Raw genomic sequence first — 15,435 nt, forward strand, 5'->3', positions numbered from 1 at the left:
GGGCGGCGGGACGGGCCCGCCGCGGTCGCCGCCACCCTAGCACCGGCCCCGCGCCCGCTTCAACGAATGCAGGTCAATTGTGCCGCCGGTATCAGCTGGCCTTCTTGGCCGCGTCGGCCAGTGGGTCCAACACAGGGGGTGGGTCCAACACGGGGGCCGGGTCGATGACCGGGTGGCCGCGGAAGGGGCGCAGGTTGTTCAGGAACTGCTCCGCCGACGCGGACCAGGAGAAGGTCAAGGCGTGGCGCCGGCATTCGTCGCCCGGGATCTTCAGCGCCGCCAGGGCGGCCTTCTGCAAATCCTCGTCCAAGACGGCCACGTCCGACCCCGCCAGCACGTCCAGCGGACCCGGCACCGGGTAGGCCGCCACCGGCACGCCGGAGGCCAACGCCTCCAGCAGCACCAGGCCGAAGGTGTCGGTGCGCGAGGGGAAGACGAAGACGTCCCCGGCGGCGTAGTGCTTGGCCAGTTCCTCGCCATGCTGGGGGCCGACGAACTGGGCGGCCGGGTACTTGGCCTTCAGCTCGTCTAGCTGCGGGCCGCCCCCCACCACCACCTTGGTCCCGGGCAGGTCCAGCGACAGGAACGCCTCGATGTTCTTCTCCACCGCCACCCGGCCCACATACATGAAGATGGGGCGGGGGAAGGGCAGGAAGTCCTTCTCGCGCGGGCGGAACAGGTCGGTGTCGACACCGCGCGACCAGCGCTTGATGTTGCGGAAGCCGCGGTCCACCAGGTCGTTCTCGATGGACGGCGTCGCCACCATGACGGCCGAGGCCGGCGCGTGGAAGCGGCGCACCAGCGCATAGCTGAGACGCAGCGGGATGGGGAAACGGTCGCGGACGTATTCGGGGAAGCGCGTGTGGTAGGCGGTGGTGAAGGGGATGCGGCGGCGCAGGCAATAGCGCCGCGCGGCCAGCCCCAGGGGGCCCTCTGTCGCGATGTGGATGGCGTCGGGCTGGATCTCGTCGATCATGCGGCGCAGCCGGGCGCCCGGCTTCAGCGCCAGCCGGATTTCCGGGTATGTGGGCATGGGCACGGTGCGGAAGCGGTCAGGGGCGATGACCTCGACCTCATGGCCCAATTGGCGCAGTTCGTCCCGCGTCGTGGTCAGGGTGCGGACCACGCCGTTCACCTGGGGGTGCCACGCATCCGTGACGATCAGGATCTTCACGCTGCAGCCTTCTGCGTCGTCCCGCCCGGCTGCCCAGGCTGCCGCGCCGCTACGCGCTTGCGCACTTCGTCCGCCCAATGAATGATCTCCAACGTGCCGTCGGCGTGTTCGACCAATGCGGTACACGATTCCACCCAGTCCCCGTCGTTGCAGTAGAGGACGCCACCCATGTCACGCATCTCCGCGTGGTGGATGTGGCCACAAATGATGCCGTCGACCTGCCGGCGCTTGGCCTCGTCCGCCAGCGCCTGCTCGTAATTGCCGATGAATTCCACCGCTTTCTTGGTGCGGTTCTTCAGGTAGGCGGAGAGCGACCAGTACTGGAAGCCGAAGCGGCGGCGGGCGGCGTTCAGCCAAGTGTTCAGGGTCAGCAGCAGCGTGTAGGCGCTGTCCCCGACATAGGCCAGCCACTTGGCGTATTTCACCACCGCGTCGAACAGGTCGCCGTGCAGCACCAGGAAGCGGCGGCCGTCGGCGGTGGTGTGGACCGCGTCCTCCAGGATGGTGACGCCGCCGAACTGCAGCCCGATGAAGTCGCGGAAGACTTCGTCATGGTTGCCGGGGATTAGGAAGACCTTGGTGCCCTTGCGCACCCGGCGCAGCACCTTCTGCACCACGTCGTTATGGGCCTGCGGCCAGTACCAGCCCTTTTTCAGGCGCCAGCCGTCGACGATGTCGCCCACCAGATACAGGTACTCCAACTCGGTGTGCTTCAGGAAATCCAGCAGCATGTCGGCCTGGCAGCCGCGGGTGCCCAGGTGCAGGTCGGACAGCCAGATGCTGCGGTACCGCCGCGGGGCCTCGTGCTCCGTCTCCATGTCCGTCTCCATGCTACGCCCCCGACATGACCAACGCAGACAATCAATAGTAATGTTGACAGGGCTATACCGCAGCATGTAGGGCAAGACAAATGGTGATAGAGGCTGGCTCAAGGACTTCACCATATATTCACGGGGCATTCATAAATATGTCTTCCGCCCTTCACTTGGCTGTCACGGAAATTGAGGCGATTCCCGCCCGCCGTCTCTTGATCATTCACAATCCTGTCGCGGGCCGACGGCGGCGGGGGCTGATGGGGGGCGTGGTTGACGCGCTGAGGCGGGGCGGGTCGCCGGTGACGGTGGTGGAAACCACCGGGCCGCGCGACGCCGAACGGCTGGCGGCGCTGGCGGCCTCGGGCGCCTTGACGGAGGGGACGATCCCCGACGCCGTGGTGGCCTCGGGCGGCGACGGCACCATCAACGAGGTGGTGAACGGACTGCTGGCCGCCCCCTGTCGTCCCCACCGGCCTTGGGCCTCATCCCGCTGGGCACGGCCAACGTGCTGGCGGCCGAATTGGGCCTGCCCACGGGTGCTGCCGACCTGGCGCGCACGCTGGCGGGCGCCACCCCCCGGATCATCCATGCCGGGCGGGCGAACGGCCGGCTGTTCACCATGATGGCCGGCGTGGGGCTGGACGCCCATGTGGTGGAGGGGGTGGATCCCGTCGTGAAACGGCGCCTGGGCAAGGGCGCCTATTTCCTGGAGAGCCTGGCGCAAATCGCCCGCTGGCCCAGCCCGCGCTACCGCGTCACCCTATGGGACGCGGCCGGTCACGACAGCGTGCACGACGTCGCGTCCTGCATCGTGGCCAAGGGACATTTTTACGGTGGTCGCTTCATCTGCGCGCCGGACGCCCGGCTGGACGTGGGCGGTTTCCAGGTCTGCCTGTTCCAGGATGGTGGCCGCCTGTCGGCCCTAGGCTATGGCGCGGCCCTGGTCACCGGGCAGTTGGCCCGCTGGGGTGCCGACGCGGAGCGGACGGCGAAGGGGGGATTGGGGTACCGCGTGGTGCCGGCGGTGCGGGTGCGGATCGAGGGGCCGCTGGGCGACCCGGTGCAGGGGGATGGCGACACCATCGCCCGCCTGCCGGTGGATATGGAAACGGCGGCGCCCTTCTCTGTCCTGGCGCCGCCGCTCCGCCCCGTATCACAACTGAGATAAGTGTCCGGTGAGATAAGTGTCCCGTCTGCCCTGATGGGGGCGCTGGTCTGCCCCCAAGGCGTTAAGTCCAGGCAAGGCCACCAACCAGGCAACTCACTTAATGCAACTCACTTAATAATGAACCAACCAGGCCACTGTACGCGCCGCAACTCCGGACGCCGCCAAGGCTCACATCAACAGCAGGCCGCCTCAAATCGGGTCCGAACCAGGCCACCCAGGCATTGAAGGGGCGTCGAACCCCCTCGTTCTTTAGTATAGCGGGCCGCGGGCCGGCCGGGCCCTCAGTGCCGGTGACTCAGCGCCCCGCTTGGGCGCCGGCCTCGGCCGTGGCGCGCGGCACGCGGCCCCGCCACACCGACAGGCATTCCTCGGCGGTCTCGCCGGTGCCGATGCAGTACCAGCCGCGGCGGTCGTTGAAAAACAGGCGATAGGTGCCGCGGCGATCACGCTCGAAACGGAACACCGGCCGGTCCAGATTGGGGAAGCGCACGATCAACTGGTCGTGGTCCGGCGCGGTCTGGCGGCTGACCGTTTCCCACAGGCCCCGCTCCAGCTTGGGCTGGGCGACGCTGTTCCACTCGGTCAGATCGAAGGGGGTGAAGCGGGCAGAGGAGAAGGGGACGACAGTCATGACTCACCAGCACTCTGCCACCCTGGATCGGGGTGCCCGGACGGCGCCGGGCTTTCTCATGGGGCGCCGGGTGGCTTTGGCGCGATGGCCGGACTATGCGGCCCCAACTGTTAATGGCGCCTTAAAGCGCGCCGCTCACCCGGGGGATAGTATGCTTTCGATGGAGTGATGCAGTTGCGCCCTGCGGCATCCTGTGTTAAGTGCACGACGCCCGACGCCGGGGTGGTTTCCACCCGGTTCGGGCCCACATTGCTAAGGCCCTGAAATCCTTCAGGTCTGCGGATAAACCGAGGTTTCCAGGTGGCATCCCAAGGGACAGTCGTATCCGGACTGGCGGCCCGCTACGCGGCGGCGCTGTTCGACCTTGCCGACGAGCAGAAGGCGCTGGACCAGACCGCGCAGGACCTGACGTCGCTCAAGCAGGTTCTCGCCGAAAGCGCAGACCTGCGTCGCGTTGTGCGCAGCCCCGTCCTGTCGCGTGCCGATCAGGCCCGCGCCATGGAGGCGGTGCTGTCACAGGCGGGCACGTCCGAGCTTGTGCGCAAGTTTGTTGGTCTGGTGGCCCAGAACCGCCGGCTTTTCGCCCTCGACGGCATGATCGCCGCCTTCCTTGCCGAGCTGGCCCAGCGCCGCGGCGAGGAAACGGCCACCGTCGTCTCGGCCCGTCCGTTGACGGATGAGCAGCTGTCGGCCGTGACCGACGCGCTGAAGAAGGCCCTGGGCTCAAAAGTTACCGTCGCGGCCAGTGTCGATCCGACGCTGCTGGGCGGCATGATCGTTAAGGTCGGATCGCGCATGATCGACAGTTCCGTGCGCACCAAACTGACCAAGCTGAAAATCGCCATGAAAGGGGTGGGCTGATGGAAATCCGCGCCGCAGAGATTTCCGCGATCCTGAAGCAGCAGATCGCGAATTTCGGCACCGAGGCCGACGTTGCTGAAGTGGGCCAGGTGCTCTCGGTCGGTGACGGTGTCGCTCGCATCCATGGTCTGGACAAGGTCCAGGCCGGTGAGATGGTCGAGTTCCCGGGCGGGATCAAGGGCTTGGCCCTGAACCTGGAAGCCGACAACGTCGGCGCCGTGATCTTCGGCGACGACCGCGCCATCAAGGAAGGCGACACGGTGAAGCGCACGGGCGCCATCGTCGAGGTTCCGGTGGGCCGCGGCCTGCTGGGCCGCGTCGTGGACGGCCTGGGCAATCCGATCGACGGCAAGGGCCCCCTGGTCGACGTCGAGCGCAAGCGCGTCGAGGTCAAGGCCCCCGGCATCATTCCGCGCAAGTCGGTGCACGAGCCCATGCAGACCGGCCTGAAGGCCGTGGACGCCCTGGTGCCCGTCGGCCGTGGCCAGCGTGAGCTGATCATCGGCGACCGTCAGACCGGCAAGACCGCCGTCGCCATCGACGCCTTCATCAACCAGAAGGGTGTCAACGCCGGCGGCGACGAATCCAAGAAGCTCTACTGCATCTACGTGGCCGTCGGCCAGAAGCGCTCCACGGTCGCCCAGATCGTGAAGACGCTGGAGGAAGCCGGCGCGATGGAATACTCCATCGTCGTCGCCGCCACCGCGTCCGAGCCGGCCCCCCTGCAGTACCTGGCGCCCTACACCGGCTGCGCCATGGGCGAGTTCTTCCGCGACAACGGCATGCACGCCCTGATCGTGTACGATGACCTGTCCAAGCAGGCCGTCGCCTACCGTCAGATGTCCCTGCTGCTGCGTCGTCCGCCGGGCCGCGAAGCCTACCCCGGCGACGTGTTCTACCTGCACAGCCGCCTGCTGGAACGCGCCTGCAAGATGGCCGACGGCTACGGCGCCGGTTCGCTGACGGCCCTGCCCATCATCGAAACCCAGGCGGGTGACGTGTCGGCCTACATTCCGACGAACGTCATCTCCATCACCGACGGTCAGATCTTCCTGGAAACGGGCCTGTTCTACCGCGGTATCCGCCCGGCCATTAACGTCGGTCTGTCGGTCAGCCGCGTCGGCTCCGCCGCCCAGATCAAGGCGATGAAGCAGGTCGCCGGCACCATTAAGCTGGAACTGGCCCAGTACCGCGAAATGGCCGCCTTCGCCCAGTTCGCCTCGGACCTGGACGCCGCCACCCAGCGCCTGCTGAACCGTGGCGCCCGCCTGACCGAACTGCTGAAGCAGCCGCAGTACAGCCCGCTGCCGGTGGAAGAGCAGGTGGTTTCCATCTTCGCCGGTGTGAAGGGCTTCCTGGACAAGGTGAAGGTCGAGGACGTGAACCGCTTCGAGGCGCGCTTCCTGGACGAGATCCGCAGCAAGGGCCAGGACATCCTGACCGCGATCCGCACCGACAAGCAGATCAGCAAGGATACCGAGGAAAAGCTGAAGGCCTTCCTGGAGAACTTCTCCAAGGTCTTCGCCTGATCCCCGCAAACGGCGGGCGGCGCCGTCATGGCCGCCGCCCGCCCAAGTCTCCCTAGGAAGTGAAGGCACGGCATGCCCAGCCTTAAGGACCTCAAGATCCGGATCGACAGCGTCAAGTCGACGCAAAAGATCACCTCGGCCCTGAAGATGGTCGCCGCCAGCAAGCTGCGCCGCGCCCAGGAACAGGCCGAAGCCGGGCGTCCCTATGCCGAGCGCATGGGCCGCATGCTCTCCTCCCTCGCCGCCAACGTGCCGGCGGGCGCGCAGGGCCCGAAGCTGATGGCCGGCACCGGTTCCGACCAGGTGCAGCTGCTGATCGTGTTGACGGGCGACCGTGGTCTGTGCGGCGGCTTCAACGCCACCATCGTCCGCGAGACCAAGCGCCAGATCGCCCGTCTGACGGGCGAAGGCAAGACGGTGAAGCTGCTGACCGTGGGCCGCAAGGGCCGCGACCTGCTGCGCCGCGAGTTCGGCTCGATGATCGTCCACAGCTACGAGAACCTGGGCGGCAAGCGCCTCGGCTTCGCCGACGCGGCCCAGGTCGCGGACAAGGTGCTGGAGCTGTTCGACGCCGGCGAATTCGACGTCGCCTCCATCATCTTCAACAAGTTCAAGTCGGCGATGACGCAGATCGTCACCGTCCAGCAGATCGTCCCGTTCGCCGTGGCGGCCACGACGGAAGAGGCCCCGGCCTCCACCGAGCCCAAGGCCATCTACGAGTTCGAGCCGTCGGAAGAGGACATCCTCAACGACCTGCTGCCGCGCAACCTTTCCATCCAGGTGTACACCGCCCTGTTGGAAAGCTCGGCCTCGTTCTTCGGCGCGCAGATGACCGCCATGGACAACGCCACGCGCAACGCCGGCGACACGATCAAGAAGCTGACGCTTAACTACAACCGCACGCGCCAGGCCTTCATCACCAAGGAGCTGATCGAGATCATCTCCGGTGCTGAAGCGGTCTGACGGCGCCACGACAACATTCGCAAGGGTCCGAGGGAGCTTACCCCATGGCTACGACTAACCAGGCGACGAACGCCGTCGGCCGTATCACGCAGGTTCTGGGCGCCGTGGTGGACGTGCAGTTCGATGCCGAACTGCCCGCCATTCTGAACGCCCTCCACACGCAGAACGAGGGCAAGACCCTTGTGCTCGAAGTCGCCCAGCATCTGGGCGAGAACACCGTCCGCTGCATCGCCATGGACAGCACGGACGGCCTGGTGCGCGGCGTCGCCGTCAGCGACACCGGCAGCCCCATCAACATGCCCGTCGGCCCGGCTACCCTGGGCCGCATCCTGAACGTCATCGGTGAGCCGATCGACGAGCGCGGTGCCGTCGCCTCCGAGAAGACCTACCCCATCCACCGGTCCGCGCCGGAGTTCGCCGAGCAGGCGACCGACGCGCAGATCCTGGTCACGGGCATTAAGGTCATCGACCTGCTGGCCCCGTACCTGAAGGGCGGCAAGATCGGCCTGTTCGGCGGCGCCGGCGTGGGCAAGACCGTCACCATCATGGAGCTGATCAACAACGTCGCCAAGGCGCACGGTGGTGTGTCGGTCTTCGCCGGTGTGGGCGAGCGTACCCGCGAGGGTAACGACCTGTACCACGAAATGATCGAATCGGGCGTCATCAAGCTCGACGGCCCCGGCTCCAAGGTGGCGCTGGTGTACGGCCAGATGAACGAGCCGCCGGGGGCCCGCGCCCGCGTCGCCCTGTCCGGCCTGACCATCGCGGAATACTTCCGCGACGAGGAAGGCCAGGACGTGCTGCTGTTCATCGACAACATCTTCCGCTTCACGCAGGCGGGTGCCGAGGTGTCGGCGCTGCTGGGCCGCATCCCCTCCGCGGTGGGTTACCAGCCGACGCTGGCCACCGACATGGGCGCCCTGCAGGAACGCATCACCTCCACCAAGAAGGGCTCGATCACCTCGGTGCAGGCCGTGTACGTGCCCGCCGACGACCTGACCGACCCGGCGCCGGCCACCTCGTTCGCCCACTTGGACGCCACGACGGTGCTGAGCCGCGCCATCGCCGAGCAGGCCATCTTCCCGGCCGTGGACCCGCTGGACTCCACCTCCCGCGCGCTGGACCCGCGCGTCGTGGGTGAGGAGCACTACCAGACGGCCCGTTCGGTGCAGAAGGTGCTGCAGACCTACAAGTCGCTGCAGGACATCATCGCCATCCTGGGCATGGACGAACTGTCGGAAGAGGACAAGCTGACGGTCGCCCGCGCCCGTAAGATCCAGCGCTTCCTGTCCCAGCCCTTCCACGTGGCCGAAGTGTTCACCGGCACCCCCGGTGTGCTGGTCAGCCTGGAAGACACCATCCGCGCGTTCAAGGGCATCGTGGCCGGCCAGTACGACCACCTGCCGGAAGCGGCCTTCTACATGGTCGGCACCATCGAGGAAGCCGTCGAGAAGGCCCGCAAGATGGCTGCCGAGGCCGCTTGATCGCCTGATTAGTGCCAGGACGGAAGGGGGCTCCCCTTCCGTCCGTTTTCTTACCCGTGCGATCGGCCGTCAGGCCGTGAATTGCACGCCGAAACAAGTCGCCGAACGGAAGCCCCATCATGGCCGATAAGGTTGAATTCGAGCTGGTGTCGCCGGAAAAGCTGCTGGTTTCCCAGCCGGTCGACATGGTGGTCGTCCCGGGCAGTGAAGGCTACCTGGGCGCCCTGCCGGGCCACGCCCCCCTGATCACCACGCTGAAGCCGGGTGTCATCGACATCTACGCCGATGGCACCACCACCATCAGCAACCGCATTTTCGTCGCCGGCGGTTTTGCCGAGGTGACCGAGACGCGCTGCACCGTCCTGGCGGAAGAGGCGGTCGAGGTCACCACCCTGGACCGCGCCGCCGTCGAGCAGCAGGTGAAGGATCTGGCCGAAGATCTGGCCGATGCCGCCAGTGACGTCGAAAAGCGGGCCGCCGAGGTCAAGCTGCTGGTGGCCCAGGCCAAGCTGGAAGCGCTGGGCGGCGCCCAAGCCGCCCATTGAGGCCACCCATTGAGGCCGGCCCCAGACGGGCTGAGAGCGAATTGCAAGACCGCGCTCGCGGGCTAGGACACAGGGCCTAGCCCCCTCGGCCTTGGGGCTGAGGCTTGGAGATCAGACCTAGTCCGTTGATTTAGCACAATTGTTCCCGCCCCTGTCGGGTGCGCATCTTGCCAATCCGGGACGCCGTGCTAGTTTGGCCGCTGCCAAGCGTGGCGGATGTTACGGATTTGTGGCATACCAGCCGGCGGGCATCATGGAAAGCCCTCCGGCTTTTTTGCTTCCAGGCGGACTTTCCGAAAAAATCGAGTGGGGTCTGATCGTCGCAGTGGGGGCGCGGCGGCGGTATCGACCCCGTATAATGGTCATAGGTTGCCGGCGCTCCGCCCAGCGGACCGTGCCGGCCCTGGGGCATAAAGAACGGAACGCGCATGGCAGACGTTAACGGCATGGACTCCCCGGCTACCGATTCCCGCAACGGCCACTGGACGGTCGCGGGCCTGCCCTGGGACAAGCTGGATCCCTCCAAGGTCGACGCCGACATCCTGAAGCTCATCAAGGCCGCCGCCCTGGTGGAGTACAACGGCGACAGCTACGCCGATTACCTGTGCAACGTGTTCGCCGATAACGCCGATTTCTGCGCCACGGCCCGCCAGTGGGCGGTCGAGGAGGTGCAGCATGGCGAGGCGCTGGGCACCTGGGCGGAGCGCGTGGACCCCAGCTGGAACTTCCAGGCGGCGGTGAAGCGCTTCCGTGAGGGCTACAAGATCGACATCAACGTCAGCCAGTCGGTGCGCGGGTCCCGCGCCGGCGAACTGGTGGCGCGCTGCATTGTCGAGACCGGCACCAGCAGCTATTATACCGCCCTGGCCGAGGCCACGGATGAGCCGGTGCTGAAGCAGATCTGCCGGCACATCGCGGCGGACGAGTTCCGGCATTACAAGCTGTTCTACGATTACCTGGGCGACTATCTGGCGCAGGAACGCCTGGGCACCTTCGGCCGCCTGCGCATCTCCCTCTCGCGCATCAGCGAGACGGAGGATGATGAGCTGTCCTTCGCCTATCACGCCGCCAACAACGGCGATGCCCCGTACCACCGTGAGACGGCCTTCGCCAACTATGTGCGCCGGGCCTACAGCTATTACCGGCCCCACCACCTGGACCGCATGGTCGCCATGGTGTTCAAGGCCAGCGGCCTGAACCCCCAGGGCTGGCTGCGCGACATCGCCTCGCGCTACGCCTACAAGCGCATGATGAAGAAGGCCGGTGTGCCGCCGCTGGCCGCCTGAGGCGTCTTCCGCGCTGAAAACAAAGACGCCGCCCAGGGTGACCGGGGCGGCGTTTTTGTTTGGGAACCGAGGCGGGGTTTATATCCATCGGCGCAGGATGGACATGATGGGCGGCAGATGGGTCTGATCGATAGTGAAACTGAGTGAGAGCTTGGTGGTATCCGACCATTCGTCCTGTGCATCCGCTGTCACCCGAATATGACCCCGTCCATCCCCCTGTAAGGCGATAGTGAAGTTCGAAAACCACGTATCGGTGCTTGCTTTGCCCTTCAGGCTTTTATGCAATCGCTTTACGTCGTCGTGGAAGCCGGCCCAGGCATGAAGGGAAAGATAAGTCGTGGCCTGGATGCTGCCGGCGAAAGGCCCACCGACAAGGTCCACCTTCAGATCGAAGCCATGACCGTCGGGATCGGCTACCGGCGGATGTAGGGTCACGCTGCTGCGGCCATCGCTGAAGATGACGCGGTCCTCCATGGCGGGCTCAGTCCACCAAGTGCCGGAAGGCGGCCACCACCTGGGTGTAGATCTCCCGCTTGAAGGGGACGATCAGGTCCACCGTCCGCTCCAGCGGCACCCATTGCCAGGCGTCGAACTCGGGGTGGTCGGTGTCCAGGTTGATGTCGCCGTCCTGGCCGGTGAAGCGGCAGGCCAGCCATTTCTGCTTCTGGCCGCGATATTTGCCCTTCCATGCCACGCCCACCAGCTCGGGCGGCAGGTCGTAGCGCAGCCACTCCGTCGTTTCCTCCAGCAGCGTGGCCTTGTCGGTGCCGATTTCCTCCATCAGCTCGCGCAGGCCGGCCTCCGCCGCCGTCTCGCCCTTGTCGATGCCGCCTTGGGGCATCTGCCAGGCGCCAGGCGTGTCCCGCCGCTGGCCGACGAACACAAGGCCCTGGGCGTTCAACAGGCAGATGCCGACACAGGGGCGGTAGGGCAGGGTGCTGGGATCGACCGGCTTGGCCATGGAATGCTCGTCATCGCTGGGGGTGTCGCCCGCAGACTAAACAGGGACGGGCCGTCAGGCCAGCGTCGGCTCCCGAGTCGCGGGGGTAAAAAACGCATGCGGAGGGGCCATGCTGGCACCTGTGCATGGCTGGGTCGCGCCAACGTAAGGATCGAACCCAAACGATGCCGCCTTGGAACGAGTCGGCGCGATTGCTGCGGTGCTTCCGACAGGAAATATGTCAGCATGGATGACCTATTTCCGGGGCCTTGCATCCCTGCTTAGATGGATGGGTAAGCCGGGAGAACATCGGCGCCGGACCTTGCGGACCCCCAGGCCGCTGGGCACCGTTCCCTGGAAGACAGCCGCCCGGCCGCAAGGGCAGGCTCTCCGGGGCCAGGAAGGGGACCAGGTTTACCCGAGTGGGAGATGCGTTATGACGCTGGCCGCCGTTACCCTTGATGACAAGTACGTCCTGCGGGACGGCCGGGTCTATATGACCGGAACCCAGGCGCTGGTGCGCCTGCCCATGCTGATGCGCGACCGCGACCGCGCCGCGGGCCTGAACACCGCCGGCTTCATCTCGGGCTATCGCGGCTCCCCCCTCGGCGCCTATGACCAGGCGCTGTGGCAGGCGCGCAAGCACCTGGCCCGGCACGACATCCATTTCCAGCCCGGCGTGAACGAGGAGCTGGGGGCCACCGCCGTCTGGGGCAGCCAACAGGTCAACCTGTTCAAGGGCGCCAAGGTCGATGGCGTATTCGGCATCTGGTACGGCAAGGGCCCCGGCGTCGACCGCTCGCTGGACGCGCTGAAGCACGCCAACTTCGCGGGCACCAGCCGGCATGGCGGCGTGCTGGCCATCGCCGGTGACGACCACGCCTCCAAATCCTCCACCCTGCCGCACCAGTCGGACCACGCCTTCATCCACGCCTTCATGCCGGTGATGAGCCCGGCCGGCGTGCAGGAGTTCCTGGACTACGGTCTGATCGGCTGGGAGATGTCGCGCTATTCCGGCTGCTGGGTGGGCTTCACCGCCCTGGCCGACACCATCGACACCTCTGCCATCGTGCGCGTGCCCGACATCACCAGCGGCGTTGTCCTGCCGGCTGATTTCGAGATGCCGCCGGGCCGGTTGAACATCCGCCTGCATGACACGCCGCTGATCCAGGAAGACCGCATGATCCAGTGGAAGCTGGACGCGGCGCGCGCCTTCGCCCGGGCCAACCGCCTGGACAAGGTCATCCTGGGGGCCGCCAAGCCCCGCCTGGGCATCGTCACCGTGGGCAAATCCTATCTGGACGTGCGCCAGGCTTTGGATGAGCTGGGCATCACGGCCGAGATGGCGGCCGACCTGGGCATCGCCATCTTCAAGGTGGCCATGACCTGGCCGCTGGAACCCCACGGCATCCGTGACTTCGCCGAAAGCGCCGAAGAGCTGCTGGTGGTGGAGGAGAAGCGCGCCCTGATCGAGGCGCAGCTGAAGGAGCAGCTGTACAATTGGGACCGCCGCCCCCGCATCCTGGGCAAGACGGATGAGGACGGTAGCCCCCTGCTGTCGGAAAAGGCGGAGCTGTCGCCCACCACCATCGCCCTGGCGCTTGCCGGCCGCATGGCCAAGCTGGGCCTGATGGTCGACCGGGTGGCGGAGCGGGTGAAGGCCCTGGAGGCGCAGTTGCGCCCGTCCGCCTCGGCCAGCACCGTGGTCCGCGCGCCCTTCTACTGCTCCGGCTGCCCGCACAACACCTCCACCCACCTGCCCGAGGGCAGCCGCGGCCTGGCCGGCATCGGCTGCCACTACATGGTGACGTGGATGGGCCGCAACACCGACGTCTTCAGCCAGATGGGCGGCGAGGGCGTGCATTGGATCGGCCAGGCCCCGTTTGCGGGGGAGGAGCATGTCTTCGCCAATCTGGGCGACGGCACCTACTTCCACTCCGGCATCCTGGCGGTGCGCGCCTCCGTCGCCGCCAAGGTCAACATCACCTACAAGATCCTCTACAACGACGCCGTGGCCATGACCGGCGGCCAGAAGGTGGACGGCAGCCTGTCCGTGCACCAGATCGCCCGCCAGCTGGAGGCCGAGGGCGTGGAGCGCATCGTCGTGGTCAGCGACGATCCGGAAAAGTACGGCTTGGGCCAGGGCCTGCCGCCCTTCACCACCATCGAACACCGCGACGACCTGGACCGGGTGCAGCGCGAGATGCGCGAGATCAAGGGCGTCAGCGTCCTGATCTATGAACAGACCTGTGCCGCCGAGAAGCGCCGCCGCCGCAAGCGCGGCACCTTCCCCGACCCGGCCCGCCGGGTGGTGGTGAATGAACTGGTGTGCGAGGGCTGCGGCGATTGCTCGGCCAAGTCCTCCTGCCTGTCCGTGGTGCCGGTGGAGACGGAGTTTGGCCGCAAGCGCCAGATCGACCAGTCCAGCTGCAACAAGGATTTCTCCTGCCTCAAGGGCTTTTGCCCCAGCTTCGTGACGGTGGAGGGCGGCTCTTTGCGCAAGCCCAAACCGGTGGGGGGCAAGGCCGACGCGTTCGAGGCCCTGCCGGAGCCGGTGCGCCGCACCCTGGACCGTCCCTGGAACATCCTGGTGACGGGCGTGGGCGGCACCGGCGTGGTCACCATCGGCGCCATCGTCGCCATGGCCTCCCACCTGGAAAGCCGGGGCTGCACCGTGCTCGACATGGCGGGCCTGGCGCAGAAGGGCGGGGCGGTCACCAGCCACCTGCGCATCGCCGATCGGCCGGAGGATATCCACGCCACCCGCATCGCCGCCGGCGGCGCCGACGTGGTGCTGGGTTGCGACATCGTGGTGGCGGCCAATGCCGACGCCCTGACCAAGATGGCCAAGGGCCGCACCCACGCCATCCTGAACACGCATGAGGCCATCACCGCGGCCTTCGTCACCAACCCCGACTTCCAGATGAACGGCGGGTCCATGGTGGCGACCGTGGCCAAGGCCTGCGGCGCCGACGCCGTCAACGCGGTCGACGCCACCCGCATCGCCACCGGCCTGCTGGGTGACAGCATCGCCACCAACCTGTTCATGCTGGGCTACGCCTACCAGAAGGGTCTGGTGCCGGTCAGCGCCGAGGCCCTGGAAAAGGCCATCGAGATGAACGGGGCGGCGGTGAAGATGAACACCGACGCCTTCCGCTGGGGCCGCCGCGCCGCCCTGGACCAGGCGGCCGTGGAGAAGATCGCCACGCCCAAGGGTCCGGCGGCCGACCAGCCCCACCGCCGCCTGTCGCAGACCCTGGATGAGGCCATCGAGCGCCGCGCGGCCTTCCTGACCGACTACCAGGACGGATCTTACGCCGACGCCTATCGCCAGTTCGTGGCCAAAGTGCGGTCGGCGGAGACGGCCAAGGTGCCCGGCGCCGACCAGTTGACCGAGGCCGTGGCCCGCACGCTGTTCAAGCTGATGGCCTACAAGGACGAGTACGAGGTGGCGCGCCTCTACACCCAGACCGGCTTCCTGGACCAGGTGCGCCAGCAGTTCCAGGGCGACTACAAGCTGGTCTTCCACCTGGCCCCGCCCACGGCGTCGCACACCGACCCGGCCACGGGCGAGGTGCGCAAGCGCGCCTTCGGGCCCTGGATGCTGACGGCCTTTCGCCTGCTGGCCCGCCTGAAGGGCCTGCGTGGCACGGCCCTGGACATCTTCGGCCGCACGGCGGAACGGCGCATGGAGCGCCAGTTGATCGTGGACTTCCGCGCCACGGTGGAGGAGCTGCTGGCCGGCCTCACCGAGGACAACCATGCGTTGGCCGTGGAAATCGCCGAGCTGCCGCAGAAAATCCGCGGCTACGGCCACGTCAAGGAGAAGGCCTACGCCGAGGTCAAGGCCAAGGAGCAGGCCCTACTGCGCGACTGGCGGGCCCCCGCCGGCACGCCCGGCCGCTCCGCGCCCCTGGCCGCGGAATAAGCCGGGGCTGGAAGTGGAAGGGCGGCCCGCGACAAAGACCTGTCGCGGGCCGAGGCTTGGGGTCTATGGTTGGCGCCAGGTGAGGACGCCTCATTTCCAAGGACGGATGGC

Annotated in this window: 13 protein-coding genes and 1 pseudogene; 9 read left to right on the forward strand and 5 right to left on the reverse strand. The window is 66.9% G+C overall.

The window, feature by feature from the left end; genetic code table 11:
• Nucleotides 1-91 precede the first annotated feature (91 nt).
• Both ULB03_RS08740 and ULB03_RS08745 read right to left on the reverse strand, forming a co-directional pair.
• A complete protein-coding gene (locus ULB03_RS08740) occupies nucleotides 92-1,174 on the reverse strand; it encodes a glycosyltransferase family 4 protein (RefSeq protein WP_322482792.1) in 1,083 nt (360 codons plus the stop codon).
• Nucleotides 1,171-2,004: a UDP-2,3-diacylglucosamine diphosphatase gene (locus ULB03_RS08745; protein WP_322482793.1), complete on the reverse strand. Its 834-nt coding sequence runs from the start codon at nucleotides 2,002-2,004 to the stop codon at nucleotides 1,171-1,173. The genes ULB03_RS08740 and ULB03_RS08745 overlap by 4 nt, the downstream gene beginning before the upstream one ends.
• 242 nt (nucleotides 2,005-2,246) lie before the next feature.
• Between ULB03_RS08745 and ULB03_RS08750 the strand changes: the two are divergent.
• Nucleotides 2,247-2,381 (forward strand): annotated as a pseudogene (locus ULB03_RS08750) (hypothetical protein); the annotation flags it as partial.
• 83 nt (nucleotides 2,382-2,464) lie between these two features.
• Entirely contained in the window at nucleotides 2,465-3,157 is a 693-nt protein-coding gene (locus ULB03_RS08755; protein WP_322482794.1) for a diacylglycerol/lipid kinase family protein, read from the forward strand.
• A gap of 295 nt (nucleotides 3,158-3,452) precedes the next feature.
• Here the strand turns inward: ULB03_RS08755 and ULB03_RS08760 are convergent, their stop codons facing one another.
• On the reverse strand, nucleotides 3,453-3,788 hold the full coding sequence (locus ULB03_RS08760) for a hypothetical protein (RefSeq protein ID WP_145729828.1): 336 nt from the start codon (nucleotides 3,786-3,788) through the stop codon (nucleotides 3,453-3,455).
• A 300-nt stretch (nucleotides 3,789-4,088) separates the two neighbouring features.
• Here ULB03_RS08760 and ULB03_RS08765 point away from each other — a divergent pair, with 300 nt between their 5' ends.
• The 6 genes from ULB03_RS08765 to ULB03_RS08790 all read left to right on the forward strand — a co-directional run bounded on the left by ULB03_RS08765 (nucleotide 4,089) and on the right by ULB03_RS08790 (nucleotide 10,456).
• The gene (locus ULB03_RS08765) at nucleotides 4,089-4,649 is read left to right on the forward strand and encodes a F0F1 ATP synthase subunit delta (protein WP_145729827.1); all 561 of its coding nucleotides are present in this window, start codon (nucleotides 4,089-4,091) and stop codon (nucleotides 4,647-4,649) included.
• Complete coding sequence (gene atpA, locus ULB03_RS08770) at nucleotides 4,649-6,178, forward strand: F0F1 ATP synthase subunit alpha (protein ID WP_322482795.1); 1,530 nt, start codon at nucleotides 4,649-4,651, stop codon at nucleotides 6,176-6,178. Before ULB03_RS08765 ends, atpA begins: the two co-directional genes overlap by 1 nt.
• A gap of 72 nt (nucleotides 6,179-6,250) precedes the next feature.
• Nucleotides 6,251-7,141, forward strand: coding sequence for a F0F1 ATP synthase subunit gamma (locus ULB03_RS08775; RefSeq protein WP_322482796.1), 891 nt, complete (start codon nucleotides 6,251-6,253; stop codon nucleotides 7,139-7,141).
• Nucleotides 7,142-7,185: 44 nt separating this feature from the next.
• Nucleotides 7,186-8,625 carry a F0F1 ATP synthase subunit beta gene (gene atpD / locus ULB03_RS08780; RefSeq protein WP_145750059.1) on the forward strand — a complete coding sequence of 480 codons (1,440 nt, stop codon included), beginning with the start codon at nucleotides 7,186-7,188 and terminating at the stop codon, nucleotides 8,623-8,625.
• 119 nt (nucleotides 8,626-8,744) lie between these two features.
• Nucleotides 8,745-9,170: a F0F1 ATP synthase subunit epsilon gene (locus ULB03_RS08785; protein WP_322482797.1), complete on the forward strand. Its 426-nt coding sequence runs from the start codon at nucleotides 8,745-8,747 to the stop codon at nucleotides 9,168-9,170.
• A 428-nt stretch (nucleotides 9,171-9,598) separates the two neighbouring features.
• A complete protein-coding gene (locus tag ULB03_RS08790; RefSeq protein WP_322482798.1) occupies nucleotides 9,599-10,456 on the forward strand; it encodes a ferritin-like domain-containing protein in 858 nt (285 codons plus the stop codon).
• 78 nt (nucleotides 10,457-10,534) lie between these two features.
• Here the strand turns inward: ULB03_RS08790 and ULB03_RS08795 are convergent, their stop codons facing one another.
• A complete protein-coding gene (locus tag ULB03_RS08795) occupies nucleotides 10,535-10,930 on the reverse strand; it encodes a WapI family immunity protein (protein WP_322482799.1) in 396 nt (131 codons plus the stop codon).
• A gap of 7 nt (nucleotides 10,931-10,937) precedes the next feature.
• Nucleotides 10,938-11,417 (reverse strand): RNA pyrophosphohydrolase, encoded by a 480-nt coding sequence (locus tag ULB03_RS08800; protein ID WP_322482800.1) that lies wholly within the window; start codon nucleotides 11,415-11,417, stop codon nucleotides 10,938-10,940.
• Between the two features lie 415 nt (nucleotides 11,418-11,832).
• Here ULB03_RS08800 and ULB03_RS08805 point away from each other — a divergent pair, with 415 nt between their 5' ends.
• A complete protein-coding gene (locus ULB03_RS08805) occupies nucleotides 11,833-15,324 on the forward strand; it encodes an indolepyruvate ferredoxin oxidoreductase family protein (protein ID WP_322482801.1) in 3,492 nt (1,163 codons plus the stop codon).
• The last annotated feature ends 111 nt before the right edge of the window (nucleotides 15,325-15,435 follow it).

This window comes from Nitrospirillum goiasense (genome assembly GCF_034427435.1).
Taxonomy (GTDB): Bacteria; Pseudomonadota; Alphaproteobacteria; order Azospirillales; family Azospirillaceae; genus Nitrospirillum.

What these genes read in the sequence shown, in the direction of transcription:
- atpA (WP_322482795.1), top strand. Translation starts at nt 4,649, where the DNA reads ATGGAAATCCGCGCCGCAGAGATTTCCGCGATCCTGAAGCAGCAGATC.
- ULB03_RS08795 (WP_322482799.1), bottom strand. Translation starts at nt 10,930, where the DNA reads ATGGAGGACCGCGTCATCTTCAGCGATGGCCGCAGCAGCGTGACCCTA.
- ULB03_RS08800 (WP_322482800.1), bottom strand. Translation starts at nt 11,417, where the DNA reads ATGGCCAAGCCGGTCGATCCCAGCACCCTGCCCTACCGCCCCTGTGTC.
- ULB03_RS08805 (WP_322482801.1), top strand. Translation starts at nt 11,833, where the DNA reads ATGACGCTGGCCGCCGTTACCCTTGATGACAAGTACGTCCTGCGGGAC.
- ULB03_RS08785 (WP_322482797.1), top strand. Translation starts at nt 8,745, where the DNA reads ATGGCCGATAAGGTTGAATTCGAGCTGGTGTCGCCGGAAAAGCTGCTG.
- atpD (WP_145750059.1), top strand. Translation starts at nt 7,186, where the DNA reads ATGGCTACGACTAACCAGGCGACGAACGCCGTCGGCCGTATCACGCAG.
- ULB03_RS08760 (WP_145729828.1), bottom strand. Translation starts at nt 3,788, where the DNA reads ATGACTGTCGTCCCCTTCTCCTCTGCCCGCTTCACCCCCTTCGATCTG.
- ULB03_RS08745 (WP_322482793.1), bottom strand. Translation starts at nt 2,004, where the DNA reads ATGGAGACGGACATGGAGACGGAGCACGAGGCCCCGCGGCGGTACCGC.
- ULB03_RS08775 (WP_322482796.1), top strand. Translation starts at nt 6,251, where the DNA reads ATGCCCAGCCTTAAGGACCTCAAGATCCGGATCGACAGCGTCAAGTCG.
- ULB03_RS08790 (WP_322482798.1), top strand. Translation starts at nt 9,599, where the DNA reads ATGGCAGACGTTAACGGCATGGACTCCCCGGCTACCGATTCCCGCAAC.